The following is a 24,777-nucleotide window of genomic DNA, read 5'->3' on the forward strand; positions in this document are numbered from 1 at the left end:
GACGCTCCAGTGGTGTCAATATCCTGACGCGCCTGGTCGTCTCCGCTATCGCGGCATGATCCGCTCCACGGATGGAGTCAATCCGCATCCCGCGCGGATGCCAGTCAATTCGGGTGAACCATGGCGAAGAACAAGAAGGCCGAGACCGACGAGGCCGCGAAACCGTCGGGTAAGTGGAAGCTGATCATCCTGATCCTGCTGGTGGTGCTGGTCCTCGCCGGCGGTGGGGGAGCGGCCTATTTCTTCCTGATGGGCGGCGATGATCCCGAGGCCGAGGGTGAGGAGGCGGCCGAGCAGGGCACCGAGATGGTCGCGCCCGGCGCCGCAGCGCCGGCGGCTCCGCTGGGACCGATGATCTACCGTCCGCTCGACTCGATGACGGTCAATCTGTCGGCCGAGGGGCCGGTACGCTTCCTCCGTGTCGGGGTAACGGTGATGACCCGTGACGAGGCGGTGGCGGCCGCCATCGAAAAGCACATGCCGATGATCCGCAACGACTTCCTGGCTCATCTGGCCGCGCAGGACTATGCCCAGCTCAACACCCCTGAGGGCAAGGACGCGTTGCGTGCGGCGCTCACCGAGATGCTCAGCGCGGCGCTGATCAAGGTCGGCGAGCCGGCACGGATCGAGGGCGTCCTGTTCACCGATCTGGTGATGCAGTAACAGAGGACAGGCGGCGATGGCCCAGCAGACCGACATCCTCAGTCAGGACGAGATCGATGCGCTGTTGCATGGTGTCGACAGCGGGGATATCGATACCGAGGACAACCCCTATCCGGCCGATGGCCAGATCCGGCCCTTCAATCTCGCCAGCGAGGAGCGCATCGTGCGTGGGCGAATGCCCACGCTCGACATGATCAACGAGCGCTTCGCCCGCTATCTGCGCGTGCACCTGTTCAACCTGTTGCGTCGCTCCTCGGAGATCTCGGTGGTCGGCACCAAGGTCACCAAGTTCTCCGAGTACATCCACTCGCTCTACGTCCCCACCAGCCTCAACCTGGTGCGGGTGACGCCGCTGCACGGCACCGCGTTGTTCGTCTTCGACCCGCGGCTGGTGTTCACCCTGGTCGACAACTTCTTCGGCGGCGACGGGCGCTATTACTCGCGCATCGAGGGCCGTGACTTCACCCCGATGGAGCTGCGCGTCATCCAGAACCTGCTCCATGCCGCCTTCGACGACATGAAGAAGGCCTGGGAGCCGGTGATGGACCTGACCTTCGAGTACGTCAACTCGGAGGTCAATCCGCAGTTCGCCAACATCGTCAGTCCCACCGAGATCGTGGTGATCAACGATTTCCACATCGAACTCGAGGGCGGCGGCGGCAACCTCCACGTGACCCTGCCCTACTCGATGATCGAGCCGATCCGCGAGCTGCTCGACACCGGTCTGCAGTCCGACCGCTCCGGGGTCGACGAGCGTTGGTTGCACGCGCTCCAGGAGGAGGTGCAGATCGCCGAGGTGGAGATCTTCTCGATGCTCACCGAGGCGACCTTGACGGTGCGCGAACTGCTCGATGTCCGCCCCGGCGACATCATCCCGGTCGAGCTGCCGGAGACCGTGGTGCTCAACGTCGAGGATATCCCGACATTTCGGGGCAAGTTCGGCACCTCGAACGGCAACAACGCCATCAAGATCACTGAATTCCTGCAAGGGAGCAAGGAGACGACGACGCCATGAGTCCGGAGAAAGGCAAGGGCCAGGACGATGCCGCGCTGGCCGACGACTGGGCGGCGGCACTCGAGGAGCAGAAGGAGTCCGATACCCCGCCGCAGACGACGCCGGGTGGGGCCATCCATGAGTTCGGCGCCGGTTCGCCACAGCCGATGACGCCGGAGGACTTCACCGACAATCAGACGCCGCCGTCGGACAACGTCAACCTCAACATGATCCTCGACGTGCCGGTGACCATCTCGATGGAGATCGGCCGGGCCAAGATCCCGATCCGCAACCTGCTCCAGCTCAATCAGGGCTCGGTGGTGGAGCTCGACCGGCTGGCCGGTGCGCCGCTCGACGTCCTGGTCAATGGCACGCTCATTGCTCATGGTGAAGTCGTGGTGGTCAACGAGAAGTTCGGTATCCGTCTGACCGACGTCATCAGTCCCAGCGAGCGTGTGCGAAAACTCAAATGAGATCAATGCGGTCGAGCTCGACGCCAATCCTCGTCGGCATCCTGGCGCTGCTCCCGGGGGCGGCCTGGTGCGCCGATGTCGAGCTGACCAGCGCCGGATATCTGGCGCAGCTCTTCGGCGCGCTGGTGCTGGTGATCGCCGCCATCCTCGGCCTGGCCTGGCTGCTGCGCCGGCTGCCCGGCGGGGTGGGGCGGGCCGCTGACCAGCCGATCTCGATCCTCGCGGTACGCGCCATCGGTGCGCGCGACCGACTGCTGCTGGTCCAGGTCGGCGAGGAGCAGCTGCTGATCGCCGCCGGCGCCACCGGCATGCGTACCCTGCACCGGCTGCGCAAGCCGGTGAGCGTCGCGCCGCCGGAGAACGGTGGCGGGGTCGATTTCGCCACGCTGCTCAAGCAGAGTCTGGGTCGGCGGGGGCGGTCGTGAGCGCGCGTCACTGGTTGTTGCTCGCGTTGCTGTTGCTGCCGGGGCTCGCCCTGGGGCAGCCGGGGGGGCTTGCTGCGGTGACCGTCACCGATGGCGCCGACGGTGGGCAGACCTACTCGGTCACCCTCCAGGTGCTGCTGTTGATGACGCTGCTGACGCTGTTGCCGTCGGTGCTGATCATGATGACCTCCTTCACCCGCATCATCGTGGTGCTGGCGTTGTTGCGCCAGGGGCTGGGGACCACCCAGACGCCCTCCAACCAGGTGCTCCTCGGGCTGGCGCTGTTTCTCACCCTGTTCATCATGGCGCCGGTGTTCCAGGAGGTCTACGACACCGCGGTCAAGCCCTACATGGACGAGGAGATCAGCACCGAGGCGGCGATCGGTCAGGCGGTGGAGCCGCTGCGGCGCTTCATGATCGCCCAGACCCGCGAGACCGACCTGGCGATGTTCGCCGAGATCCGCGGCATCGACGGTTTCGACTCGCCCGAGGCGATCCCCTTGAGCATGCTGGTGCCGGCCTTCGTCACCAGCGAACTCAAGACCGCCTTCCAGATCGGCTTCCTCATCCTGATCCCCTTCCTGATCATCGATCTGGTGGTGGCCAGCGTGCTGATGTCGATGGGCATGATGATGCTCTCGCCGCTGATCATCTCGTTGCCGTTCAAGATCATGCTGTTCGTGCTGATCGACGGCTGGCCGCTGCTGATGGGCACCCTGGCGCAGAGTTTCTACAGTTGAGGATGATGCTATGACTCCCGAAATGGTGATCGACGTCGGCAAGGACGCGGGCATGGTCGTGGTGCTGCTCTCGGCCCCGGCGCTGCTGACCGCGCTCGCCGTCGGTCTGGCGATCGGGATGATCCAGGCCGCCACCCAGATCCAGGAGATGACGCTGACCTTCATCCCCAAGCTGCTCGGCATGGGGGTGGCGCTGCTGTTCACCGGCCACTGGATGCTGGCGCTGGTCACCGACTACACCATCAGGCTTTATCACAGCATCCCCGAGCTGATCGGCTGAACCGCGGATGGTGATCTCGTTCGACACCCTGCTCGACTGGGTGGGGATGTTCGTCTGGCCCTTTGTGCGCATCAGCGCCATGCTGCTGGTCGCACCGATCTTCGGCGCCCGGACCGTCAACGCCCGTGTCCGGCTGTCGCTGGGCTTGTTGCTGGCGATCCTGGTTGCACCCCTGTTGCCACCGTTTCCCGCCATCGATCCACTCAGCATGGAGGGGTTGGTGGTCGCCCTCCAGCAGGTGCTGATCGGTGTCATGATGGGCTTTGTCGCCCAGCTGGTCTTCGCCGCCGTGACCCTGGCCGGCGAGAGCATTGCCTTGTCGATGGGATTGGGCTTCGCTTCGGTGATCGACCCCGCCGGCGGGGTACAGGTGCCGATGGTGTCGCAGTACTTCGTGATCCTCACCACGCTCTTGTTCCTCGCCTTCGATGCCCATCTGGTGTTGCTCCAGCTGATGACCCTGAGCTTCGAGGTGATGCCGGTGGGGATGCAGGGGCTGGTTGCCGAGGACTTCTGGCGCATCGCCGGGTTCGGTACCACCATGTTCGCCGGCGCCTTGCTGATCGCGCTGCCGGCGGTGGCCTCGTTGTTGCTGGTCAATCTCGCCATGGGCGTGGTCACCCGTGCCGCGCCTCAGCTCAACATCTTCGCGGTCGGTTTCCCGGTGACCCTGCTGATGGGGTTCGTGCTCATCATACTGATCCTGCCGGGGCTGCCGGCGCGGATCGGGGATCTGCTCACCGCCGCTTTCCTGCTGATCCAGCGGCTGCTCGGGGTGTGACATGGCCGAGAACGAGAACGGCCAGGAAAAAACCGAAGAACCGACCGCCAAACGCCAACGCGAGGCGCGCGAAAAAGGCCAGGTGCCACGCTCGCGAGAGTTCAACACCCTGACGGTGTTGCTCGCCGGTGCCGGCTTCATGGTGTTCTTCGGTGGTCATCTCGGCGGCCAGCTCGCCGCCCAGATGGCCGATGGCTTCACCCTGGAGCGCGAGCTGTTCTACGACACCCAGCGACTGCTGCCCTATCTGGCCAGCCAGATCGGTCGCGCGCTGCTGACCCTCGCGCCGCTCTTTGCGCTGCTCTTCGTCGTCGCGCTGCTCGGGCCGATCCTGATCGGCGGTGCCAACTTCTCGGCGCAGGCGATGTCCCCCAAGCTCGACAAGCTCAATCCGCTCAAGGGGATCAAGCGCCAGTTCTCCGCCCAGGCACTGCTCGAACTTGGCAAGACACTTGCCAAGTTCGTGATCGTCTCCCTGGTCGCCGGCATGGTGCTCTGGAGCGTTTCCGACGAGTTGCTGCATCTCGGCGAGGAGCCGCTCAAGGAGGCGATCTTCCATACCGCCGACATGGCAGTATGGATCTTTCTGCTGGTCTCGGCGGCGCTGGTGCTGATTGCTGCGGTCGACGTACCCTTCCAGCTGTGGAACCACAACAAGCAGCTGCGCATGACCCGTCAGGAGCTCAAGGACGAGTACAAGGAGACCGACGGCAAGCCCGAGGTCAAGGGACGCATCCGTCAACTGCAGCAGGAGATGGCCAGCCGGCGGATGATGGCCGAGGTGCCTAAGGCCGACGTGGTCATCACCAACCCCACCCGCTATGCCGTGGCCATCGTCTACGAGCCGGCGCGAATGCGTGCTCCACGGCTGCTCGCCAAGGGGGTTGGCGAGGTCGCCGGGGCGATTCGCGGGCTCGCCGACGAGCACGACATCATCCGGGTGGAGGCGCCGCGGGTGGCGCGTGCGATCTATTTCACCACCGATCTCGGCGAGGAGATCCCCGGTGGGTTGTTCGTCGCCGTGGCGCGCATCCTCGCCTATGTCTATCAGCTCAAGCGTCACGACCCCGAGGTATCGATGCCGACCGATCTGCCTGTGCCCGATGAATATCTCGATCCGCGCGAGGCCGCCCGCGCCGCACGGGGTAAACGCTAGTGGCCGGATTCAGTGAACGCCTCGGGGGCCTGAGCCGGCTCGGGCTGGGCGCGCCGCTGCTGCTCATCGCGCTGCTGTCGATGATGGTGCTGCCGCTGCCGCCGCTGGCGCTCGATCTGCTGTTCACCTTCAACATCTCGCTGTCGCTGATCGTGGTGATGGTGGCCGTCTACACCCCGCGCCCGGTCGATTTCGCCGCCTTCCCCTCGGTGTTGCTGCTCGCCACCCTGCTGCGTCTTGCGCTCAACGTCGCCTCGACCCGGGTGATCCTGCTGCGCGGCGCCGATGGCACCGATGCCGCCGGGCAGGTGATCCAGGCCTTCGGCGACTTCGTGCTCGGCGGTAACTTCGCCGTCGGTCTGGTGGTCTTCACCATCCTGGTGATCATCAACTTCGTGGTGGTCACCAAGGGCGCGGGGCGTATCTCCGAGGTCAGCGCGCGTTTTACCCTCGATGCCATGCCGGGCAAGCAGATGGCCATCGACGCCGATCTCAACTCCGGGCTGATCACCCAGGACGAGGCGCGTACGCGGCGCGAGGACATCGCCCAGGAGGCCGACTTCTACGGCTCGATGGATGGCGCGAGCAAGTTCGTGCGCGGGGACGCCATCGCCGGCATCCTCATCCTCTTCATCAATATCCTCGGCGGCATCGTCATCGGCACCACCCAGCACGGCATGTCCTTCGGCGAGGCCGGCAACGTCTATGTGCTGTTGACCATCGGCGACGGGCTGGTGGCGCAGATCCCCTCGCTGATGCTCTCCTCGGCCACGGCGATCATCGTCACCCGCACCTCGACGGCGCAGGACATGGGGCAGCAGGTGTTCGGACAGATGTTCGAGAACCCGCGGGCACTGTTCGTCGCCGCCGCCGTGCTCGGCATCCTCGGCGCCATCCCGGGGATGCCGAATATGGTCTTCCTCGGGCTTGCGGCGATGATGGCCGGCGGCGGCTATCTGCTCAGTCGTCGCAGCGCCCAGCCGGCCGGCGCCGAGGAGGTCGACCAGCTCCCGCCCGGGGTGGAGATGCCGCCGGCGCCGGAGGAGCGCGAACTCTCCTGGGAGGATGTGCCGCCGGTCGACCTGGTCGCGCTCGAGGTCGGCTACCGGCTCATCCCGCTGGTCGATCGCGGCCAGAACGGGCAGCTGATGGGACGGATCAAGGGCATTCGGCGCAAGCTCTCGCAGGAGCTCGGATTTCTCATCCAGCCGGTGCACATCCGCGATAACCTCGAGCTCGGTCCCAACCACTACCGTATCTCGCTGCTCGGGGTCACCCAGGCCGAGGCCGAGGTCTTCCCCGATCGCGAGTTGGCGATCAACCCGGGACAGGTCTTCGGCACCGTCCCCGGCACCCCGACCAAGGACCCGACCTTCAACCTCGATGCGTTGTGGATCGATCCGAGCGATCGCGAGAACGCCCAGGGCGCGGGCTACACCGTGGTCGATGCCGCGACCGTGATCGCCACCCATCTCTCGCAGGTGTTTCGCGAGAATGCCCACCGACTGATCGGTCACGAAGAGGTCCAGCACCTGCTCGATCAGCTCGGCCGGCGCTCGCCCAAGCTGGTCGAGAACCTGCTCTCGAAGACGCTGTCGCTGAGCGCGATCCTCAAGGTGATGCAGAACCTGCTCGCCGAGCAGGTCTCGATCCGCGACATGCGCACCATCGCCGAGACCCTGGCGGAGCAGGCGCAGAAGAGTCAAGATCCCGGCGCTCTGACCGCGGCGGTGCGGGTCGCGCTGGCGCGCTCGATCGTCCAGGACCTGGTCGGGCCTGCGGGCGAGCTGCCGTTGATCGCCCTTGAGCCAACATTGGAGCAACTCTTGCATAAGTCGCTGCGAGGCAGTCAGGGCGAGACCGTCGGGCTCGAACCCGGACTGGCTGAGCGGGTTCAGCGTTCGGTGGCCGACGCGGCCAGACGCCAGGAGATGGAGGGGGCGCCAGCGGTGCTGGTGGTCGCCCCGGAGATCCGTACCTGGGTCGCGAGCTGGTTGCGCGGCGCCGTCAGCAGCCTGACGGTGCTGGCCTTCACCGAGATCCCGGACAACCGCAAGATCCGGGTGGTGGCCACCGTGGGGCAGGGCGACGCCGCTCCGGCAAAGGCATGATTGAGCGAGCAGGAGTACGACCATGAGTGTGAGGCGCTATACGGCACGGGACATGCGCGACGCGATGCGTCAGGTGCGCGAGCTGCAGGGACCGGATGCGGTGATCCTGTCGAGTCGTCGGGTCGATGGCATGCTGGAGGTGATCGCCGCGCTCGACGAGGGCGATCAGGCCGCCGCGCCGGCACCGACGGTACCGACCCGTGCGCCACGCCGCGAGCGCGCGAGCGCGCCCGAGGCGCGTGCTCCGCGCCCGGCGGTGCCGGCGACCGCGACCCTGCCCACCGACCCCGAGATCGCGGCGATGCGGCGTGAACTCTGCGACCTGCGCAGCCTGCTGGTGCAACACCAGAACGCCAGCGAGTCGGCGCGCTGGGCGGCGCGTCATCCGCTCGCCGCCGAACTGGTGACGCGCCTGACCGACTGTGGCTTCACCGAGAAGCTCGCGCGCAGTCTCGCCGGTGGGATCCTCGAGGAGACCTCGGTCGAGAGCGCCTGGTCGCGGCTGCGCGCGCGGCTCTCGGCGGCGATCCCGACGGCACAGTCGCCGGTGCTCGACCAGGGGGGCATGCTGGCGCTGGTGGGGCCGACCGGGGTGGGCAAGACCACCACCCTGGCGCGGTTGGCGCTGCGCCAGATCCGGCGCATGGGACGCGACTCGGTCAGCCTGGTCTCACTTGACCGCCAGCGCATTGGCGCCTACAAGCAGTTGCAGGCGTTCGGGCAGATGGCCGGGGTCTCGGTGATGCTGCTCGAGAACGAGCATGAGCTGGCGGCGTTGTCGAGTCGCGCCGGTGATGGCAGACTGATTCTCATCGATACGGCCGGGCATGCCGCGCGTGATGCCGCCGAGCGCCGATTGTTTGCGCAGGTGCGCGAGCGCATCGAGCTCGAGACCTGGCTGGTAATTGCCGCTACCCATCAGTCGATGGTGCTCAGACAGGTGCTCGAGGCGTTCCAGTCGAGCGAACCCTCGGCCCTGGTGTTGACCAAGGTGGACGAGACGGAACAGCTCGGCGAGACCCTGTCCGTGTTGATGGAGCAGCGGCTCGGTTTGATTTTTTATAGCGATGGTCAACGCATGACCGAAGATTTCCACAAGGTCGATACACTCTATCTCACCCGCTTGGCGCTCCAGGAGCGGGCGCACGCCATGCGTGCGCCGGGCGGCGCCCGCGCCTCTCTCGATGGTCTGGCAATGAACGCGATGCCGGCGTCCACGCGGACGCCTGGTGAACAGGGCAGCATGGTTCTGGAGTCGGTCTTGCCCTTCAGGACGCCTGCCCATGCAACCGCCTAGCAATCGGCTCAGGAGTATCGCCGTCGCCAGCGGCAAGGGGGGCGTCGGCAAGACCAATGTCTCGGTCAATCTCGCCGTCGCGCTCGCGCGCATGGGACGGCGGGTGATGCTGTTCGACGCCGACCTCGGTCTGGCCAACGCCGATCTGCTGCTCGGACTGCGCCCGACCAAGACTCTGCACGATCTCGTCGAAGGGCGGGTCGAGGGGCTCGAGGATGTGTTGGTGCAAGGCCCGCAGGGCATGCAGCTGGTGCCCTCGGCCTCGGGTATCGCCAGCATGGCCAATCTCAGCCCCGCCGAGCATGCCGGGCTGATCCGTGCCTTCAGCTCCTACCGTCAGCCGCTCGACGTGCTCATCGTCGATACCTCGGCCGGCGTCCAGGAGTCGGTCACCGCCTTCTGCAAGGCGGTTCAGGAAGTGATGGTGGTGGTCTGTGACGAGCCGGCATCGCTCACCGACGCCTATGCACTGATCAAGGTGCTGCACCAGGATCACGGCTTGCGTCGTTTCCGCATGGTCTGCAACATGTTGAGCTCGCCGGAGGCCGGTCGGCGTCTGGTGCGCAAGCTCTCGGCCGTCTGCGCCCAGTACCTGCCGGAGGTGATGCTCGAGGCCTCGGGTATCATCCCGCTCGACGACAACCTGCGTCGGGCCGTGCAGCGGCGCGGGCCTGTGGTCGACCTGTATCCGGGCAGTCCCTCGGGGCGCGCCTTCACCGAGTTGGCGACCCGGGTCGATCGTTGGCCCATCACCGAGACCGACCTGGGCGGGATCGGCTTTTTCGTCGAACGGATGTTGCAAAGTGCCTGATGGCCCCGAAACGTCCATTGCAGGGGTATCCTAGCCTGGCCGACCGGCCCGACGAGCTGGTTGCGGCCAATGTCGATCTGGTACAGCGTATCGCGCATCATCTGGCGGCGCGTCTACCGCCGTCGGTGCAGCTCGACGACCTGGTCCAGTCGGGCATGGTGGGGCTGATCGAGGCCGCGCGCCAGTTCCAGGCGGGACAGGGCGCGACCTTCGCGACCTATGCGACCATACGCATCCGTGGCGCGATGATCGATGAACTGCGCCGCGCGGACTGGACCCCGCGCTCGGTCCATCGCAACACCCGTCGCATCGCCGCAGCCATCCGTGAGGTGGAGACGCGCGAGGGGCGCACGGCGAGCGACGCCGAGGTCGCCGCCGAGCTTGAGATCGGGCTGGCGGACTATCATGCGATGCTGCAGGACAGTGCGAGCGCCAACGTCCTCGGCATCGAAGACCTGGGCGGCCCGGAGATGGAAGCCGATCGCTGGTTGGCGGGGACGGAGGATTCGCCCCCGGAGCAGCTCGCTCAGGCGCAGTTTCGCCTGGCACTGGCCCAGGCCCTGGGTGGCTTGCCGGAGCGCGAGCGCCTGGTCATGAACCTGTATTACAACGAGGCGTTGAACCTGCGCGAGATCGGCGCCGTGCTCGGCATCACCGAGTCGCGTGTCAGCCAGATCCGCAGTCAGGCCTTGCACCGCTTGCGCTCACGGTTGTCCGACTGGACCGGCGAGGGCAGTGAGTCGCTGTTGTGATCGATAAATCCGACAATTGACACTGGGAGTTCAGTGTGGACAAAGGCATGAAGATCCTCGTCGTGGACGATTTCTCCACGATGAGACGCATCATCAAGAACCTGCTGCGCGAGCTGGGGTTCAATAACACCATGGAGGCCGACGACGGCAGCACGGCCTTGCCGATGCTCAAGAGCGGTGGCTTCGATTTCCTCATCACCGACTGGAACATGCCCAACATGGAAGGCATCGAGCTGCTGCGCCAGGTCCGCGCCGACCCTGAGCTCAAGGAGCTGCCGGTGCTGATGGTGACGGCCGAGGCCAAGCGCGAGCAGATCGTCGAGGCGGCCCAGGCTGGCGTCAACGGCTATATCGTCAAGCCCTTCACCGCCGAGACACTGAAGGAAAAGATCGATAAGATCTTCGAGCGGGTCGCAGGCTAGGGTCGGGCTGAAGCGACTGTCTCGCGCTGCGCCGGCCGTCGCCTCATCGTTCGCCCCTGGCGCTGACACATGGACTCAGCCCACTCCGGCACGTGCCTCCATGGCCGGCCCAGCCATGTCACGGGTAGCCTTTTCGTTCGGCCTGGGAACAATCGATGGACAATGACGAAACACGTTTGACCGCACAGCTTGCACTTGCGCAGGAGCTGGTCGAACACCTCCAAAACGGCGATGAGGAAGGCGCGCGTCTGGTCATCCAGCAGTTGCGCTTCCCCTACGAGCGTGAGCTGTTCGAGGAGCTCGGCAAGCTGACCCGCGAGCTGCACGAAGCGCTGCAGAGCTTCCGCGGCGACTCGCGTCTGGTCGAGATCACCCAGGACGAGATCCCGGACGCCAAGGAGCGGCTCTCCTATGTCGTCACCATGACCGAGCAGGCCACGCACCGCACCCTCAATGCGGTCGACGAGGGCTTGCCGATCGCCGAGCGGGTACATGACAGCGCGGTGCGGCTCTCCGAGCGTTGGGGGCGGTTCCGGCGCCGCGAGCTCTCGCTCGATGAGTTCCGCGAGTTCGCGCGCGAGCTCGACGCCTTCTTCTCCGCCACCGGTCAGGAGACCGAGCGGCTGCGCTCGCTGATGTCCGAGGTCATGATGGCCCAGGACTTCCAGGACCTTACCGGCCAGATCATCGGGCGGGTCATCCGTCTGGTTCAGGACGTCGAGGAGAACCTGGTCGGCTTGATTCGACTCTCCAGCGGACGCATGGAAGGGGCTGTCGCCAAGCCCGTCGAGCCGACCGTCGAGAAGGCCGAGGAACCCGCCCGGGGTGGTGTCGGGCCGGCGGTGCCCAACACCAGCGACGATCTCGGGGATGTCGTTTCGGGTCAGGACGACGTCGATGCCCTGCTGTCCAGTCTCGGCTTCTAGTTGCCCGAGCCCATCGAGTTCAGAGGATAAGGTGAATGCCAATCGACCCGAATGACGAAATTCTTCAGGATTTCCTGGTCGAGGCCGGCGAGCTGCTCGAAGGCTTGAACGAGCAACTGATCGATCTGGAGCAGGATCCGGCGAACCGCGACCTGCTCAATTCGGTCTTCCGCAGTTTTCATACCATCAAGGGTGGCGCGGGCTTTCTCAACCTCAATGCGCTGGTCTCGGTCTGTCATCATGCCGAGGACGTGTTCAATCTGCTGCGCAACGGCGAGCGTCATGTCGATGCGCAGTTGATGGATACGGTGCTGCGGGTGCTCGATGTCGTCAACGTCATGTTCGGCGACCTGCAATCGGGCAAGGAGCCTGAGCCCGCCGCGCCCGAACTGATCGCCGAACTCGAGCAGCTGGCCTCGCCTGCGGCGGCGGCCCCCGAGCCGCCCCCGGCTCCCGTCGAGCCGGTGCCTGCCGAGCCCGAGGCGGCGCCTGAGCCGCCCTCCGAGTCCGTGGCGGCGGGTGCCGAGCCCGCGGATGAAATCACCGAGCAGGAGTTCGAGGCGTTGCTCGATGCGCTCAGCGGTCAGCCCCAGTCCGGTGCTGCGCCCGCCGAGTCTGTGCCCCCGGAGCCGACCGCGTCGACTTCCGCCGAGATCTCTGCTGCGGGCGGGCCGCCAGTCGAGGAAGAGCCCGCCGGCGAGGATACCGACCTCATCACCGACGAGGAGTTCGAGAACCTGCTCGATCAGCTCCACGGCAAGGGCGCCTTCACTGCGGCGCCCGCGCCGAAGGCGGCGGCCGAGAGCGCGCCTTCCTCACCCCCGCCGGCGCCACAGCCGAGCACCGCGCCCGCCCCCGCCAAGCCGGCGCCGAAGCCCGAGGGCGAGAGCAGTGCTGCGGCGGCTGCGGCGCGTGCCGTCAAACAGGCTGCCACTCCGACCGAGACCTCGGTGCGGGTCGATACCAACCGACTCGACGAGATCATGAATCTGGTCGGCGAGTTGGTGCTGGTGCGTAACCGGTTGAGCATGCTGCGCTCGCAGACCGAGGACGACGAGGTTTCCAAGGCGATCAACTCGCTCGCCCTGGTCACCGCTGATCTGCAGTCGGCGGTGATGAAGACGCGGATGCAGCCGATCAAGAAGGTCTTCAGTCGCTTCCCGCGTGTGGTCCGCGATCTCTCGCGCTCGCTCGGCAAGGAGATCGACTTCCAGACCTATGGCGAGGAGACCGATCTCGACAAGAACCTTGTCGAGGCCCTGGCCGATCCGCTGGTGCACTTGATCCGCAACGCCGTCGATCATGGCATCGAGATGCCCGACGTGCGCGAGGCCGCCGGCAAGTCGCGGCGCGGGCGGGTGATCCTGGGTGCGGCGCAGGAGGGCGATCACATCGCCCTGACCATCGAGGACGATGGCCGCGGCATGGATCCCCAGGCGCTGCGCCTGAAGGCGGTGGAGAAGGGGCTGCTCGAGCCGTCGATGGCCGAGCGGCTGTCCGATCGCGATGCCTTCAACCTCATCTTCATGGCAGGCTTTTCCACCAAGGAAGAGATCTCCGACGTCTCCGGGCGCGGGGTCGGGATGGATGTGGTCAAGACCCGCATCGCCCAGCTCAACGGTTCCGTCGAGATCGACTCCGAGCTTGGCCGGGGCACCCTGCTGCAGGTCAAGCTGCCGCTCACCCTCGCGATCCTGCCGGCGTTGATGGTGATCCTCGACGGGCGGCGTTTCGCCATTCCGCTCGCCTCGGTCTCCGAGATCCTCGACCTCGACCTCTCGCGCAGCCGCTTCGTCGACGAGCAGGAGGCGATCGTGGTGCGCAGCCATGCCTTGCCGATCTATCACATCGGTCGCTGGGTCCGCCCCGGTCGGGACGAGGGGCCACGAGGCGAGGCCCATGTCGTGGTGGTCCAGGTCGGACAGCGCAAGGTCGGCCTGGTGGTCGACGGCCTGGTGGGGCAGGAAGAGGTGGTGATCAAGCCGCTCGGTCTCGGGTTGCGTCATGTCTCCGGGCTCGCCGGGGCCACGATTACCGGTGATGGTGGTATCGCACTGATCCTCGATGTCCCCGAGCTGCTCAAGGTCATGGGGCGCTCGGAGTTCGGCGGTCGCCGGGAAACGGTCGCCGAACTGGCCACAGGGAGCTGATCCGTGCCGCTCAAGGTTGTCGTTGTCGATGATTCCGCCTTCTTTCGACGTCGTATCGTCGAGATCCTGAATGCCGATATCGGCATCGAGGTGGTCGGTACCGCCGGTGATGGTCGTGAGGCCATCGAGGTGGTCAAGCGCCTCAAGCCCGATGTGGTGACCATGGATATCGAGATGCCGGTGATGGACGGCATCACCGCGGTACGACGGATCATGGCCGAGTCGCCTCGTCCGATCCTGATGTTCTCGACTCTCACCACGGATGGCGCGACCGCCACGCTCGATGCCCTGGACGCAGGCGCGATGGACTTCCTGCCCAAGCGCTTCAGCGAGATGGCCAAGGACGAGGACAGCGCCAAGATGCTGCTGCGTCGCCGGGTGCGCGCGCTGGCCCGGGGACGTGGCCCCGCGCTGACTGCGGCTCGTGCCCCGGCGCGCGCCGAGGCGCGTCATGTGCCAGCCTCCCCCGCATCCTCGGCGCCGGCTCAGTCGCCGACCCCGGCACCGCCGCCCCGCTCATCGGGTGTGCGCGGCGAGTCGTTACGCTCGTTGCGGGCGTTGCTGATCGGCACCTCGACCGGTGGGCCGGTGGCGCTGCAAGAGGTGCTCAAGGCGCTGCCGAGCCAGTTCCCGCTGCCGATCGTGGTGGTCCAGCACATGCCGGCGAGCTTCACCCCGGCCTTTGCCGAGCGCCTCAACAACCTCTGCCAGATCGAGGTGCGCGAGGCGGCCAATGGGGATGCACTCAAACCGGGGGTGGCGCTACTCGCGCCCGGCGGCATGCAGCTGGTGCTCGAGGGCGGATCGCAGCCACGGGTGCGGATCGTCGACAGCCCGCCCGGCACCATCTACAAGCCGAGTGTCGATATCACCTTCACCTCCGCCGTCGCTGCGCTGCGCAGTCAGGTGCTGGCGGTGGTGCTCACCGGAATGGGGGCCGACGGTCGTGAGGGCGCGCGCGCGCTCAAGGAGCATGGGGCCCGGATCTGGGCCCAGGACGCCGCCAGCTCGGTGGTCTTCGGGATGCCGGCGGCGGTCATCGAGGCCGGGCTCGCCGATCAGGTGCTTGCGTTGAGGGATGTCGGGCCGGCGCTCGTCAAAAGCCTCTGTTGAGATGGATGTCCTGACCCTGGTCGGGCTCCTGCTGGGGCTGGTGGCCGTGGTCGGGGGCTCCATCGCCAAGGGCAGTGGGCTGGGCGCGCTGTGGAATCTCGCCGCCTTCACCATCGTGGTGATCGGGACCCTGGGCGCGGCACTGGTCCAGGCCCGCCTGCCGGTATTCCGTCATGCATTGCGCATCCTGCCCTGGGTGGTGCTTACCCCCAGGCTCGATCCCCTGGCGATGGTCAAGCGCCTGGTCGACTGGGCGCATCTGTCTCGTCGTGAGGGACTGCTCGGTCTCGAGGCGCTCTCCGAGCAAGAGACCGATCCCTTCGTCCGCAAGGGGTTGCAGCTGCTCGTCGACGGCACCGAGCCCCAGGTGCTGAGACAGATCCTCGAGTCGGATCTCGACAATCGTGAGCACTTCGACCTGCAGGGTGCCAGGGTCTTCGAGAGTATGGGGGTCTATGCCCCGACCCTCGGCATCATCGGGGCGGTGATGGGGTTGATGGCGGTGATGCAGAATCTGGCCGACCCGAGCAAGCTTGGCCCGGGGATTGCTGCAGCATTCGTGGCCACCATCTACGGAATCGCCTCGGCCAACCTGCTGTTCCTGCCGGTGTCGAACAAGCTCAAGGGCTTGATCCAGGCGCGCGTCAATTATCAGACGATGCTCCTCGAGGGGTTGGTGGCGATCGCAGAGGGTGAGAACCCGCGCAACATCGAGAACAAGCTGAGCGGCTTCATCCAGCGTTGAGGCGGTCCATGGCGCGACGGCGCAGATACGACGACCATACCAACCATGAGGCCTGGGCCATCCCCTACGGGGATCTGGTGACCCTGCTGATGGCCTTCTTCGTGGTGATGTATGCGGTCTCGAGCATCGATGCGGGCAAGTATCGAGTGCTTTCCGACTCGCTGGAGCAGGCCTTCGGGTCGCAGCCCAAGGTCTCGCCGATACAGATCGGTGAGCCATTGCCGGGCGATGCCTTGATCGGTGAGGACATGCGCCGCACGCTCGCCCCGATCAGCAGCAGCCTGGCGCTGCTCGACCCGGCGCTGCTCGATCCTCTGGTCGACATGACCGATGTGTCCGCCGATCTCGCGATGCGCAGCATCCTCGAGGGGGGAGGGGATGTGCGCAGGCGCGAGATACTACGCGAGATCGGCGAGATGGCCGGTGAGATCGAAGGGGCGCTCGGCGGGTTGGTCGATGACGGGCGTATTCAGGTCGACCGTCAGGCCTATTGGCTGGAGATCGAGATCAACACCAGCCTGCTGTTCCTCAGTGGCTCGGCGACCCTCGAGCCGGCGGCCCTGCCGGTCCTGGAAGAGGTGGCCAAGGTGCTGGCAAAGCGCGATTCGCGCATCCATGTCGAGGGGCATACCGATGATCTGCCGATCGGTAACTCGATCTACCCCTCGAACTGGGAGCTGTCATCGGGGCGCGCGGCGACGGTGGTCAATCTGTTTGCGCAGAATGGCGTCGATCCCCGTCGCATGGTGGCGATCGGTTATGGTGAGTTCCAGCCTGTCGCCTCCAACGACACCGCCGAGGGGCGGGCGCGCAATCGGCGTGTGGCCATCGTGGTGCTGCCGGGGCCGCCGCCGCGTTCTCACGAACGCGTCGAGCCCGAATGGCTCAAGCGTGATCATATTGTCCCCGAGGTGGACGAGTTCGGCGCCGTACCCGGGGATTGATCCGGGCGCCGCCGCCGACCATCATTCAGAATGACCTCCGGCGGTGCGTGACGGCCGGACATCAAGGCGAGGAATCCATGAGCGAACCAAACACCCAGACCAACACCGCGGGCACCTCCTCCTCCTTCGTAACCTTCAGCCTGGCAGAGGAGACCTATGCCATCGATGTGCTGCAGGTTCAGGAGGTGCTCAAGATCACCGAGATCGCGCCGGTGCCCGGCGTGCCCGATTACATCCTCGGGATCATCAACCTGCGTGGCGACGTGGTCACCGTGATCGATGCGCGCCGGCGCATGGGGCTGCCGCCGCGTGCGCCCGATGAAGCCTCGCGCATCGTCATCATCGACATCGACAACCAGAATGTCGGCATCCTGGTCGATGCGGTGGCGGAGGTCGTGCAGATCGATGCCGACTCGGTCGATCCGGCGCCGGCGGTGGGCAATGACCAGAGCAGTCGCTTCATCCTCGGCGTGACCAGTACCGAGGAGGGGCTGACGATCCTGATCAGCCTCGAGAAGCTGCTCTCCGATGACGAGTGGGAGCTGGTACGTAGCGTCGGCTGATCCTGGGTGCCGCGGGTGCATGGCCCGCGGCTTCCGGCCAGGGGTGGTCGAGGCGGCTCAGGAGGGAGTGTATGAGCGATCCGATCAAGCCGATGCTACCCGTCCAATCCGGTCTCAGGGGACGCGACTCGGACGAGGACCAGGGGCAGGCGGCCGCGCTGTGGAGCCCTTTGCTGCGTCGCCGAGCCGGGCTGCGCGAGCGTCGTCAGATCGAACGGCGCCAGGGCGAGCGTCGTCGACTCGAGCGTCGCAGCATGGAACGCCGTTCAGAGGAGCGTCGTGCCGGCGCGCCACGCGCGCTGGAACGTCGCCGGCAGGAGCGGCGGCAGGGGGAGCGGCGGCTGGGCGATCGACGACGAACTGAGCGTCGCCGTCCCGGCGATGATCCACCGACCTCGGGTGGAAGCGGTGTGTCGCGCCGACTGATCGGCAGGAAACGTCGGGGGTTCATCGATGAGTATGCCTAGCCGGGAAGCCGGGTCGCGACCTGTATCGCGGCCGCGCCTCGCCGCTGACCGCTGAGAGCCTGGGCCCTTGATCAGTCTGGCGGAAATCCTGGCCATCCTGGCACTGCTGGCGGCAGCGCTCGCGCTCGCCGCCTTCGTCTATCTGTGGCGCGAAACACGCAGGTTGCGGCGCGACCTGAGGCGTTTTGATCCCGTGCTGCAGACCTTGCATCGCGACCTTCGGGTGATCGCCGGCGAGAGCTTCCATCGCGGTCAGGATCGGGTGATGCTGGTCAATGCCCTGGAGCGCCTGGCCGATCAGCAGCAGGAGATGCGCCTCGAGATGCGCATGCGCGATGCCGATCAGAGTCCCTATGCCCAGGCGATCAAGCTCATCCGCAATGGCCAGAGCCGGGAGCAGGTCCGTCGGCTCTGCGCCCTGACCGACGCCGAACTCGAACTGCTCTTCGGCCTGCATGGCCACGGAATCGGTGGTGAGTACGCCTCCGATCGGCTGTCCGACACGGGTTCCTGAGAGCGCCTGGGCGTCGGCGCGCCTCGATCTTCAGTCCTGCTCGTGCGGCTCCTGGTGTTGCTGGCGCGGGTCGATTCCGGCAAGTGCGAACACGAATGCCAGGACCTCGGCGACGGCGACATAGAGTTCCGCCGGGATCTCGTCGCCGATCGGGATCTGTGCCAATGCCTCGGCGAGCTGGCGGTCGGCGTGCAGCGGGATGTCGTGGGCCTCGGCGATACGCACGATCTGCTCGGCGGTGACGCCCAGCCCCGAGGCGGTGATGCGTGGCGCGTTGCGCGTGTCCCAGTGCAACGCGACCGCCTTGCTCGGCGTCTCCTCGGGAAGATCATCGTGCTTGCTCATGCCTGCTCGCTGATCAGTGGCCCGGGGTGACGCGTCGGGTTCGCCGTCTGGCCCTGGCCCGCGTGCAGGGCGGTGACCTCGAGTTCACGCGCCTCGAGCTGTTCGCGCAGCAGCGGCAGTCTGCTGCGCAGCAGCGCCGCGGTCGGCGCGCGCTCGGCCAGCAGGCTCGCGCTCAACCGCTGCCCCTTGAGGGTCAGGCGAATCGAGAGCGGGCCGAGTTCGGCCAGATCCAGCCGCAGCCGGATCGTCCATCCAGCCTCCTCGACCTCGCCTTGTCTTCGCTCGCGTTCGATCTCGGCCTGAACGGTGCCGACACCGCCGCTGTGTCGATAGGGCAGGTCGAGCACCCAGCGCGGCTGTTCGGTCTCCTGCTCCAAGGGTTGTAGCTGGAGGCTGACGAGCTGCTTGAGCATGCCTTCGGTCTCGTGCTCCAACGCCTTACCGGCGTTGATCACGGCGGGCGTGGCGGTGCGGGCCGTGGTGTCGGCCGCATCCCGGTTGTGACGCCTGATCTGGTCGGCGAACTGCAACAGCTGTGCCTTGAGATCCTCACCGAGACTCGCATCGGTGAGCGCTCCGGGTGTGAGCGCGAGTTGCGCGAGCCGGGCCTCGAGCCAGATCCCTGATCCCTCGACGGCACGCTGCAGTCCGCCGGGCTCAGTGAGTGTGCTGGGGCCGGGCAGGCGGCTGATCAGACGCTCGAGTCGGTCGTTGAGTGGGACGGCGGCGGTGCTCGGGGCCGGCGTCTGCCCCTTGGGTTGGGCCGTGCCGATGGCCTCCTGGGTCGTGAGTCGTCTGCTCCATTCGGTGAGGGTCTCGGCGAGTGCGCGTGCCTGTGGCAGGTGCAGCCTGACCTGTTGGGTGAGCCAGTCGCGTGTCATCGTCTCGCTGTTTGCAAGCGTTGCCGAAGGGGGCGCGAGCGGTGCGGGAGGCGGTTGGGCGGGGAGTAGCCGTAGCGTCGGGATCGGGCGCAGCGCGATGACCTCGGCGGTTGGCCGCGTGGGCAGGGGCGCGGCGTTCGGTTGGGGCGGCGGCGTTGATGTCGGTGTCGCCGCCCCCGGGAGCTGAGGACTGGGCTGTGGGGCGCTGGCCTGTGCTGGCGACTGCGTGGATGGCAGTGGTGCCAGCAAGCGCAGTTGCAGCGGGGCCGACCAGCTGGTGCCCGGGCCCGGGGGACGGACCCGGGCGAAGACCTCTCCCGGGGCGGGCGCTGGGGTGCGGTTCGGTGTGGCGAGCTCGAGCTCGAGCTTCAATCCGATGGTCAGCTCCAGGGCCTGTCGTACCGTGGCGCTGCCCTGCATCCGGCTGCTGCTCAGCAGCTGCAGCAATGGTTGACCTGGGATGGGTTCGCTCATGCGGGCCGTGATGCGGGGCTCGCGGGTCAGACCGCGACCTTGCGCGCCTCACGCTGATAGTGGAGGGTTGCGCGCATCAGCGCGCGCTCGGTGCCCTGATCGAGATTGACGATACGAAAACCGGCGGCGAAGCGCCCGGGCTCGGCCACGGGGCGGCTGTTGATCAGGACTGCCTCGCCGGTCAGCGGTGCGTTCAGGACCGGCAGCTGCATCCCCGAGTAGTGCAGCAGGGTGCCGGGCTCGACCCGTGCGATATCGCTCCAGTCGACCTCGAGACAGAAGCCCTTGGCCGAGAGGTCGAGCAGCCGGCCGTTGAGCGTATCACTGGAGTTGACGTGGTGCAGACGAACGTGACGGATCTCGCCAAAGGGCAGGGCGGCGCGGAAGATCTCGCGACGCTGCAGATAGTTGAGTGCCTCGGGGTAGGGGCAGGCGTAGAGCGCGATGCCGTCCTCCTCGAGGATGTCGGCCACCCGGGTCGAGAAGCGGATCGCGATCCCGCGCAGGTTGCCATAGACGCGGATCTCATGGGCCTGGCCGACCTGCTGATGTCCCTCCTCGGGGTGGAGTTCGTCGAGAAACAGTGTGCGCTGTTCACCATCGAGACGGATCAGCGAGGAGGCGAACAGCGGGCCGTCGGGATCGAGACGGACGTTGACCACCAGCAGCCGGTGATTCATGTCGCTGAGGATGGTCGAGATCCGTCCGGGGTTGGTGATCAACTCTTCTGCGGCCATGATGCTGCTCGGTCTGTGGTTGGCGGAGGGGCCGTCCGGCTCCGGCCAGGGCGAGGTCGGCCTGTCAGGCGCGGCTGATGGTGCGACTGTGCGGGGTGCCGTTGTTGGCCTGGCCGCGCGGGTCGTAGGTGGTGGCGTTGGGGTCCTCGCCGCGGAGGATGCGCAGCGACAGGGTGACGCGCTTGCGATCACGATTGATCAGTGTGGCATTGGTGCGGTTGAGTTGGTCGCAGCGCACCACGTAGCCCCGCAGCGCATCCCAGCGCGGGGTGAGGTCGCGTCGTGGATCAACGCGCTCGAGCAGCCGCTCCACGCCCTGGGCGTCGAAGGTGTAGCCGGTGTCCTCGACCCATTGCTTCATGCGTAACGTCTCTTCCTCGAGCTGGTCGGCGAGCTGCTGCTTGCCGGCGACGACGCGCTGCAACTCATCGGGATCGCGCAGCTCGATTGCCCGGGTCTCGTCGAGCAACGCCTGCTCCAGACGGGTCGCCAGGGCGATCGCCGTTTCGAGCGAGTGGGCGAAGGGACCGGTGTGCTCCATGGGCCAACCTCAAGTCAGACGGTGATTCAGGCCAGCAGTTGCTCGAACTCGATGACGCTGTCGGCGAGCTGCTGGTTGTCGATCGGATAGCGCCCCTCGGCGATGGCCTGCTTGATCTTCGCGACCTTGGCCTCGTCGATCGGCGGCTCGGTCGATTCGCCACGCGATGCGCTCATGCTCTTGGCCGCTGAGGTCAACGTGACCGTCTCCCCACCCTCGACGCCCGGACGTGCCTGGGCCTCGCCCTCGGGCGCCTTGGCGCCACCGCGCACGCCGTTGCCGGCGGAGTTGTTGCCTTCGGTGCGAAACGCGGTCGTGGTGAGGTTCTTGATGTCCATTGGCGTTGCTTCCGATCGACGTGGGCTCACAGCTGATAACGGCCGTCGACCAGGAAACTGTAGTCCATTGTCGTGTGCCCGTCGCAGCCCCACCATATGGCTACAATGGTACGTGGATATGCCCGGAGGGTTCCACATAGCCTTCGACGATCCGGCGCGAGGAGCGGTTGCGCACGCGGATGCGCTCTCCCGCCGCTCCATCCTCGAGCGCCTCGCCGGACATTCGGACCATCAGGCCGCCGTCTCCCGAGTAGATGGTGACGAGCTGTCCGCGCTCGACGAGCTTGCGCGGGGCGACGTGGGCGCTGGTGATGACTTGCCCCGGAGTGAGCGCGCGGCGCGCTTCCATGCCGATCACGGCGTTCGGGTCCCTGAAGTAACCACCGCTCAGGCTCGAGACCTCCTGGCGTTCACGCCGCAGGTCGGTTGCCTGGATACGCTGCTCGCGGGCGATCGGCCTGGCGACCACCACGACCTGGGTGTGGCGCTCGATACGGGCGGGGACGAAGATCGACCATTGCACCGGCTTGGAGCAGCGCAGGTTGACGGTGGTCGAGCCGCTGGTGCGGGCGCCGGGGGCGAGACTGGCGTTCGGCGTACGATCACACCGCGCCAGTCGCAGGCGGGCGTCGATCTGGCCGACCAGGACCTCGATCTCGTCCGTCCCCGTCGTTTGGGTGATCGCCGAGAGATAGGTGGCCACGGTATCGCGGAGTCGCTCGACCGACTCGATCTCGCCAGCCTGGGGGTGCTGTGCTGGCCACAACAGCAGGCTGAGGAGACCGGCGAGGGCGATCGCCAGGCTGATGGTGCGCCGTGTCGGGTTGTCGATAGAGGTGGATGGTTGCATGGGGATCACCGCTGAATGGATGCTGGCGGGGTGCCGACGCGCCGGGTCGGCTGTCCGATACGCCATGGCATGCAGAAATCGCGCCTGAGCGTAGCCCGGGGCAGGGTCGGTGGTGGCGTCTCGTTGGGTCATGATGCCCCGGAGAGACGAGTGGGAGAGGACGGCTGCGCCGAATTCGTTCATGAAGCCTGTCGGCTTAGGCTATCATGCTCAGGCATGATCACCCGGGCCGGCGGGCCTCGACTTGGAGGTGGTAGATGAGTCAGTTTATTGACGACGTCGATCAACGTACCCGCATGGTGGGGCAGAATCGCATGGAGCTGCTGCTGTTCCACCTCGGCAGCGACCAGACGTTCGGTATCAATGTGTTCAAGGTTCGCGAGGTGATCGCTCGCCCCAAGCTGCAGCAGTTGCCCGGGGCGAGCGCGATCGTGCGCGGCGTGGCGACGATCCGTGACCGCACGGTCTCGATCATCGATCTGGCGCAGGCCATCGGCTTCGTCGACCGGCCGGGGGATGATACCGATGCCAAGGTGATCGTCACCGAGTTCAACCGTTCGGTGCAGGGCTTCTGGGTCTCGGCGGTGGATCGTATCGTCAACGTCAACTGGGAGACGGTGAAGCCGCCGCCACGAGGGACCGAACAGGAAAGCTATCTGGTGGCGGTCACCGAGGTCGAGGGGCGGCTGGTGCAGATCATCGATGTCGAGCGGGTGTTCGCTGCCATCAATCAGCTCAAGGAAGATGTCTCGGAGACCACCCTGGAGCGGGCCGAGCACATCGATCATCACAAGTCGATCCTGGTGGTCGACGACTCGATGGTTGCGCGCAAGCAGATCGAGCGCGCCATTGGCGAGATCGGTTTCCAGGTCGAGACCCGCTCCGATGGTCGCGCCGCGCTCGACTTCCTCGAGGAGCTGGCCGAGACTGGCGCTGTCTCGGACACCATCGAGATGGTGATCTCCGACATCGAGATGCCGCGTATGGACGGCTATACCCTGACCCGCAAGATCCGCGACAATAGCAAGCTCAAGGATCTGCCGGTGGTGCTGCACTCCTCGCTGAGCGGGCAGTTCAACGCCGATATGGTCAAGCGCGCCGGGGCCGATGACTTCCTGCCGAAGTTCGATCCGGACGAGTTGGCCGCGATGGTGATGAAGCATGGTGGCCGACCCGCGGACGACTCCTGAGCGAGATGGCCCTTACAGTCTTCCTGATGCATAGAAAGTGTGAGTATTCCATTGAGTGATTCGATCAGCGTGGTCCTGCGCCAGTGCATGGCGGATGCGAACGGACGTTTGGCCAGAGGTCTGTCGTGATAGATCCGCAAGACTACGCAGAATTCTCGCGCTTTCTCTCCGAGTGCTGCGGCTTGGTGCTGGGTGAGAATCGTCAGTATCTCGTCTCCAGTCGGCTCTCGCGCCTGCTCGGTGAGTTCTCCTTCTCCAGTGTCGAGGAGCTGCTGCGCGCGCTGCGCCGCTCTGCGGACCCGACGCTCAAGTCGCGTGTGATCGACGCGATGACCACCAACGAGACCTCCTGGTTTCGTGATGTCTATCCGTTCGAGATCCTGCGCCACGTGGTCCTCCCCGAGCTGGCGGAAAAGAAACGCCCGATCCGCATCTGGTCGGCGGCCTGCTCGAGCGGTCAGGAGCCTTACAGCATCGCCATGGTGCTGGCCGAGTGGGAGCAGAGCTTTCCGCCGAAGAACATCCAGACCAGCGTGCTCGGCACCGATCTCTCCGATACCGTGCTCGCCGAGGCGCGTGGTGGTGTCTACGATGGGCTTGGGATCGTGCGCGGCCTGAGCAAGGAACGGCGCGACCGTTTCTTCGAGACCGTGCCCAACGGGCATCGCATCAAGCCCGATATCCAGCGTCGGGTCCGCTTCCAGAAGCTCAACCTGATGGAGTCCTATGCCGCGCTCGGCAAGTTCGAGATCGTCTTCTGTCGCAACGTGCTGATCTATTTCTCGGCCGAGACCAAGCGTCGGGTTTTTGACGGCATTGCCAAACAGATGGAGCCGGGTGGCTATCTCTTCGTCGGAGCCTCCGAATCGGTCGGCTCCTATACCAACGCCTTCGAGATGGTCCGCACGCCAAAGGGCGCCGTGCTCAGGCGTCGTTAGCGCCTCTCTACGACCCCGCTCGCGCTCCTGTCTGTTCGCGGCGGGGTCGTCTCCAGCCTCCCCAGCCTCCAGCCTCCAGCCTCCAGCCTCCAGCCTCCAGCCTCCAGCCTCCAGCCTCCAGCCTCCAGCCTCCAGCCTCCAGCCTCCAGCCTCCAG

Annotated in this window: 29 protein-coding genes; 23 read left to right on the plus strand and 6 right to left on the minus strand. The window is 66.1% G+C overall.

Annotated elements, in window-relative coordinates; translation table 11 throughout:
- Positions 1–120 precede the first annotated feature (120 nt).
- The 21 genes from EDC29_RS15525 to EDC29_RS15625 all read left to right on the plus strand — a co-directional run bounded on the left by EDC29_RS15525 (position 121) and on the right by EDC29_RS15625 (position 18,327).
- Positions 121–663 carry a flagellar basal body-associated FliL family protein gene (locus tag EDC29_RS15525; protein WP_123140809.1) on the plus strand — a complete coding sequence of 181 codons (543 nt, stop codon included), beginning with the start codon at positions 121–123 and terminating at the stop codon, positions 661–663.
- Positions 664–679: 16 nt separating this feature from the next.
- A complete protein-coding gene (fliM, locus tag EDC29_RS15530; protein ID WP_123140808.1) occupies positions 680–1,678 on the plus strand; it encodes a flagellar motor switch protein FliM in 999 nt (332 codons plus the stop codon).
- Positions 1,675–2,130 (plus strand): flagellar motor switch protein FliN, encoded by a 456-nt coding sequence (gene fliN, locus EDC29_RS15535; RefSeq protein WP_190287937.1) that lies wholly within the window; start codon positions 1,675–1,677, stop codon positions 2,128–2,130. Before fliM ends, fliN begins: the two co-directional genes overlap by 4 nt.
- Before the next feature lie 5 nt (positions 2,131–2,135).
- Entirely contained in the window at positions 2,136–2,555 is a 420-nt protein-coding gene (gene fliO / locus EDC29_RS15540; RefSeq protein ID WP_223806996.1) for a flagellar biosynthetic protein FliO, read from the plus strand.
- On the plus strand, positions 2,552–3,295 hold the full coding sequence (gene fliP, locus EDC29_RS15545; RefSeq protein ID WP_123140805.1) for a flagellar type III secretion system pore protein FliP: 744 nt from the start codon (positions 2,552–2,554) through the stop codon (positions 3,293–3,295). Before fliO ends, fliP begins: the two co-directional genes overlap by 4 nt.
- 10 nt (positions 3,296–3,305) lie before the next feature.
- Positions 3,306–3,575 (plus strand): flagellar biosynthesis protein FliQ, encoded by a 270-nt coding sequence (gene fliQ / locus EDC29_RS15550; RefSeq protein WP_005224619.1) that lies wholly within the window; start codon positions 3,306–3,308, stop codon positions 3,573–3,575.
- Positions 3,576–3,582: 7 nt separating this feature from the next.
- Complete coding sequence (fliR, locus tag EDC29_RS15555) at positions 3,583–4,356, plus strand: flagellar biosynthetic protein FliR (RefSeq protein WP_123140804.1); 774 nt, start codon at positions 3,583–3,585, stop codon at positions 4,354–4,356.
- 1 nt (position 4,357) lies between these two features.
- On the plus strand, positions 4,358–5,512 hold the full coding sequence (gene flhB, locus EDC29_RS15560; protein WP_123141882.1) for a flagellar biosynthesis protein FlhB: 1,155 nt from the start codon (positions 4,358–4,360) through the stop codon (positions 5,510–5,512).
- Entirely contained in the window at positions 5,512–7,623 is a 2,112-nt protein-coding gene (gene flhA / locus EDC29_RS15565) for a flagellar biosynthesis protein FlhA (RefSeq protein WP_123140802.1), read from the plus strand. The genes flhB and flhA overlap by 1 nt, the downstream gene beginning before the upstream one ends.
- 22 nt (positions 7,624–7,645) lie before the next feature.
- On the plus strand, positions 7,646–8,920 hold the full coding sequence (gene flhF / locus EDC29_RS15570) for a flagellar biosynthesis GTPase FlhF (protein ID WP_123141881.1): 1,275 nt from the start codon (positions 7,646–7,648) through the stop codon (positions 8,918–8,920).
- On the plus strand, positions 8,907–9,731 hold the full coding sequence (locus EDC29_RS15575) for a MinD/ParA family protein (protein WP_123141880.1): 825 nt from the start codon (positions 8,907–8,909) through the stop codon (positions 9,729–9,731). The genes flhF and EDC29_RS15575 overlap by 14 nt, the downstream gene beginning before the upstream one ends.
- The gene (locus tag EDC29_RS15580; RefSeq protein WP_369957890.1) at positions 9,728–10,483 is read left to right on the plus strand and encodes an RNA polymerase sigma factor FliA; all 756 of its coding nucleotides are present in this window, start codon (positions 9,728–9,730) and stop codon (positions 10,481–10,483) included. The genes EDC29_RS15575 and EDC29_RS15580 overlap by 4 nt, the downstream gene beginning before the upstream one ends.
- A gap of 47 nt (positions 10,484–10,530) precedes the next feature.
- A complete protein-coding gene (gene cheY, locus EDC29_RS15585; RefSeq protein ID WP_005224626.1) occupies positions 10,531–10,905 on the plus strand; it encodes a chemotaxis response regulator CheY in 375 nt (124 codons plus the stop codon).
- Between the two features lie 155 nt (positions 10,906–11,060).
- Entirely contained in the window at positions 11,061–11,831 is a 771-nt protein-coding gene (locus EDC29_RS15590; RefSeq protein ID WP_123140798.1) for a protein phosphatase CheZ, read from the plus strand.
- 35 nt (positions 11,832–11,866) lie between these two features.
- Positions 11,867–13,981 (plus strand): chemotaxis protein CheA, encoded by a 2,115-nt coding sequence (locus EDC29_RS15595; RefSeq protein ID WP_123141879.1) that lies wholly within the window; start codon positions 11,867–11,869, stop codon positions 13,979–13,981.
- Between the two features lie 3 nt (positions 13,982–13,984).
- The gene (locus EDC29_RS15600) at positions 13,985–15,094 is read left to right on the plus strand and encodes a protein-glutamate methylesterase/protein-glutamine glutaminase (RefSeq protein ID WP_123141878.1); all 1,110 of its coding nucleotides are present in this window, start codon (positions 13,985–13,987) and stop codon (positions 15,092–15,094) included.
- A gap of 1 nt (position 15,095) precedes the next feature.
- On the plus strand, positions 15,096–15,839 hold the full coding sequence (locus EDC29_RS15605) for a flagellar motor protein (protein ID WP_123140795.1): 744 nt from the start codon (positions 15,096–15,098) through the stop codon (positions 15,837–15,839).
- 8 nt (positions 15,840–15,847) lie between these two features.
- Complete coding sequence (gene motD, locus EDC29_RS15610) at positions 15,848–16,783, plus strand: flagellar motor protein MotD (RefSeq protein WP_123140794.1); 936 nt, start codon at positions 15,848–15,850, stop codon at positions 16,781–16,783.
- Positions 16,784–16,860: 77 nt separating this feature from the next.
- The gene (locus tag EDC29_RS15615) at positions 16,861–17,346 is read left to right on the plus strand and encodes a chemotaxis protein CheW (RefSeq protein ID WP_123140793.1); all 486 of its coding nucleotides are present in this window, start codon (positions 16,861–16,863) and stop codon (positions 17,344–17,346) included.
- A 71-nt stretch (positions 17,347–17,417) separates the two neighbouring features.
- Positions 17,418–17,813, plus strand: coding sequence for a hypothetical protein (locus EDC29_RS15620; RefSeq protein ID WP_123140792.1), 396 nt, complete (start codon positions 17,418–17,420; stop codon positions 17,811–17,813).
- A 67-nt stretch (positions 17,814–17,880) separates the two neighbouring features.
- Complete coding sequence (locus EDC29_RS15625; protein WP_123140791.1) at positions 17,881–18,327, plus strand: DUF2802 domain-containing protein; 447 nt, start codon at positions 17,881–17,883, stop codon at positions 18,325–18,327.
- A 30-nt stretch (positions 18,328–18,357) separates the two neighbouring features.
- Here the strand turns inward: EDC29_RS15625 and EDC29_RS15630 are convergent, their stop codons facing one another.
- From EDC29_RS15630 to flgA, 6 genes are all read right to left on the minus strand, one after another.
- A complete protein-coding gene (locus EDC29_RS15630; RefSeq protein ID WP_123140790.1) occupies positions 18,358–18,672 on the minus strand; it encodes an EscU/YscU/HrcU family type III secretion system export apparatus switch protein in 315 nt (104 codons plus the stop codon).
- Positions 18,669–19,553 (minus strand): flagellar hook-length control protein FliK, encoded by an 885-nt coding sequence (gene fliK, locus EDC29_RS15635; protein ID WP_123140789.1) that lies wholly within the window; start codon positions 19,551–19,553, stop codon positions 18,669–18,671. Before fliK ends, EDC29_RS15630 begins: the two co-directional genes overlap by 4 nt.
- Before the next feature lie 500 nt (positions 19,554–20,053).
- The gene (locus tag EDC29_RS15640) at positions 20,054–20,764 is read right to left on the minus strand and encodes a flagellar brake protein (RefSeq protein ID WP_123140788.1); all 711 of its coding nucleotides are present in this window, start codon (positions 20,762–20,764) and stop codon (positions 20,054–20,056) included.
- A 64-nt stretch (positions 20,765–20,828) separates the two neighbouring features.
- Positions 20,829–21,305, minus strand: a complete 477-nt coding sequence (locus tag EDC29_RS15645; protein WP_062274522.1) for a flagella synthesis protein FlgN — start codon at positions 21,303–21,305, stop codon at positions 20,829–20,831.
- Positions 21,306–21,331: 26 nt separating this feature from the next.
- Positions 21,332–21,643, minus strand: a complete 312-nt coding sequence (gene flgM / locus EDC29_RS17330; protein WP_165913552.1) for a flagellar biosynthesis anti-sigma factor FlgM — start codon at positions 21,641–21,643, stop codon at positions 21,332–21,334.
- A 100-nt stretch (positions 21,644–21,743) separates the two neighbouring features.
- Entirely contained in the window at positions 21,744–22,676 is a 933-nt protein-coding gene (gene flgA / locus EDC29_RS15655) for a flagellar basal body P-ring formation chaperone FlgA (RefSeq protein WP_243695656.1), read from the minus strand.
- Between the two features lie 74 nt (positions 22,677–22,750).
- Between flgA and EDC29_RS15660 the strand changes: the two genes are divergently transcribed.
- The gene (locus EDC29_RS15660; protein WP_123140785.1) at positions 22,751–23,683 is read left to right on the plus strand and encodes a chemotaxis protein CheV; all 933 of its coding nucleotides are present in this window, start codon (positions 22,751–22,753) and stop codon (positions 23,681–23,683) included.
- A 125-nt stretch (positions 23,684–23,808) separates the two neighbouring features.
- Entirely contained in the window at positions 23,809–24,621 is an 813-nt protein-coding gene (locus EDC29_RS15665; RefSeq protein ID WP_123140784.1) for a CheR family methyltransferase, read from the plus strand.
- The last annotated feature ends 156 nt before the right edge of the window (positions 24,622–24,777 follow it).

The organism is Marichromatium gracile (genome assembly GCF_004343155.1).
Classification (GTDB): Bacteria; Pseudomonadota; Gammaproteobacteria; order Chromatiales; family Chromatiaceae; genus Marichromatium; species Marichromatium gracile.

Excerpts from the sequence above, each read along its gene's own strand:
- EDC29_RS15575 (WP_123141880.1), top strand. The coding sequence starts at position 8,907 with ATGCAACCGCCTAGCAATCGGCTCAGGAGTATCGCCGTCGCCAGCGGC.
- motD (WP_123140794.1), top strand. The coding sequence starts at position 15,848 with ATGGCGCGACGGCGCAGATACGACGACCATACCAACCATGAGGCCTGG.
- fliN (WP_190287937.1), top strand. The coding sequence starts at position 1,675 with ATGAGTCCGGAGAAAGGCAAGGGCCAGGACGATGCCGCGCTGGCCGAC.
- EDC29_RS15645 (WP_062274522.1), bottom strand. The coding sequence starts at position 21,305 with ATGGAGCACACCGGTCCCTTCGCCCACTCGCTCGAAACGGCGATCGCC.
- fliQ (WP_005224619.1), top strand. The coding sequence starts at position 3,306 with ATGACTCCCGAAATGGTGATCGACGTCGGCAAGGACGCGGGCATGGTC.
- fliM (WP_123140808.1), top strand. The coding sequence starts at position 680 with ATGGCCCAGCAGACCGACATCCTCAGTCAGGACGAGATCGATGCGCTG.
- EDC29_RS15525 (WP_123140809.1), top strand. The coding sequence starts at position 121 with ATGGCGAAGAACAAGAAGGCCGAGACCGACGAGGCCGCGAAACCGTCG.
- fliO (WP_223806996.1), top strand. The coding sequence starts at position 2,136 with ATGCGGTCGAGCTCGACGCCAATCCTCGTCGGCATCCTGGCGCTGCTC.
- fliK (WP_123140789.1), bottom strand. The coding sequence starts at position 19,553 with ATGACACGCGACTGGCTCACCCAACAGGTCAGGCTGCACCTGCCACAG.
- EDC29_RS15660 (WP_123140785.1), top strand. The coding sequence starts at position 22,751 with ATGAGTCAGTTTATTGACGACGTCGATCAACGTACCCGCATGGTGGGG.
- flgA (WP_243695656.1), bottom strand. The coding sequence starts at position 22,676 with ATGAACGAATTCGGCGCAGCCGTCCTCTCCCACTCGTCTCTCCGGGGC.
- EDC29_RS15605 (WP_123140795.1), top strand. The coding sequence starts at position 15,096 with ATGGATGTCCTGACCCTGGTCGGGCTCCTGCTGGGGCTGGTGGCCGTG.
- fliR (WP_123140804.1), top strand. The coding sequence starts at position 3,583 with ATGGTGATCTCGTTCGACACCCTGCTCGACTGGGTGGGGATGTTCGTC.
- EDC29_RS15630 (WP_123140790.1), bottom strand. The coding sequence starts at position 18,672 with ATGAGCAAGCACGATGATCTTCCCGAGGAGACGCCGAGCAAGGCGGTC.
- EDC29_RS15620 (WP_123140792.1), top strand. The coding sequence starts at position 17,418 with ATGAGCGATCCGATCAAGCCGATGCTACCCGTCCAATCCGGTCTCAGG.
- flgM (WP_165913552.1), bottom strand. The coding sequence starts at position 21,643 with ATGGACATCAAGAACCTCACCACGACCGCGTTTCGCACCGAAGGCAAC.
- EDC29_RS15595 (WP_123141879.1), top strand. The coding sequence starts at position 11,867 with ATGCCAATCGACCCGAATGACGAAATTCTTCAGGATTTCCTGGTCGAG.
- EDC29_RS15640 (WP_123140788.1), bottom strand. The coding sequence starts at position 20,764 with ATGGCCGCAGAAGAGTTGATCACCAACCCCGGACGGATCTCGACCATC.
- EDC29_RS15615 (WP_123140793.1), top strand. The coding sequence starts at position 16,861 with ATGAGCGAACCAAACACCCAGACCAACACCGCGGGCACCTCCTCCTCC.
- cheY (WP_005224626.1), top strand. The coding sequence starts at position 10,531 with ATGAAGATCCTCGTCGTGGACGATTTCTCCACGATGAGACGCATCATC.
- flhF (WP_123141881.1), top strand. The coding sequence starts at position 7,646 with ATGAGTGTGAGGCGCTATACGGCACGGGACATGCGCGACGCGATGCGT.
- flhB (WP_123141882.1), top strand. The coding sequence starts at position 4,358 with ATGGCCGAGAACGAGAACGGCCAGGAAAAAACCGAAGAACCGACCGCC.
- EDC29_RS15590 (WP_123140798.1), top strand. The coding sequence starts at position 11,061 with ATGGACAATGACGAAACACGTTTGACCGCACAGCTTGCACTTGCGCAG.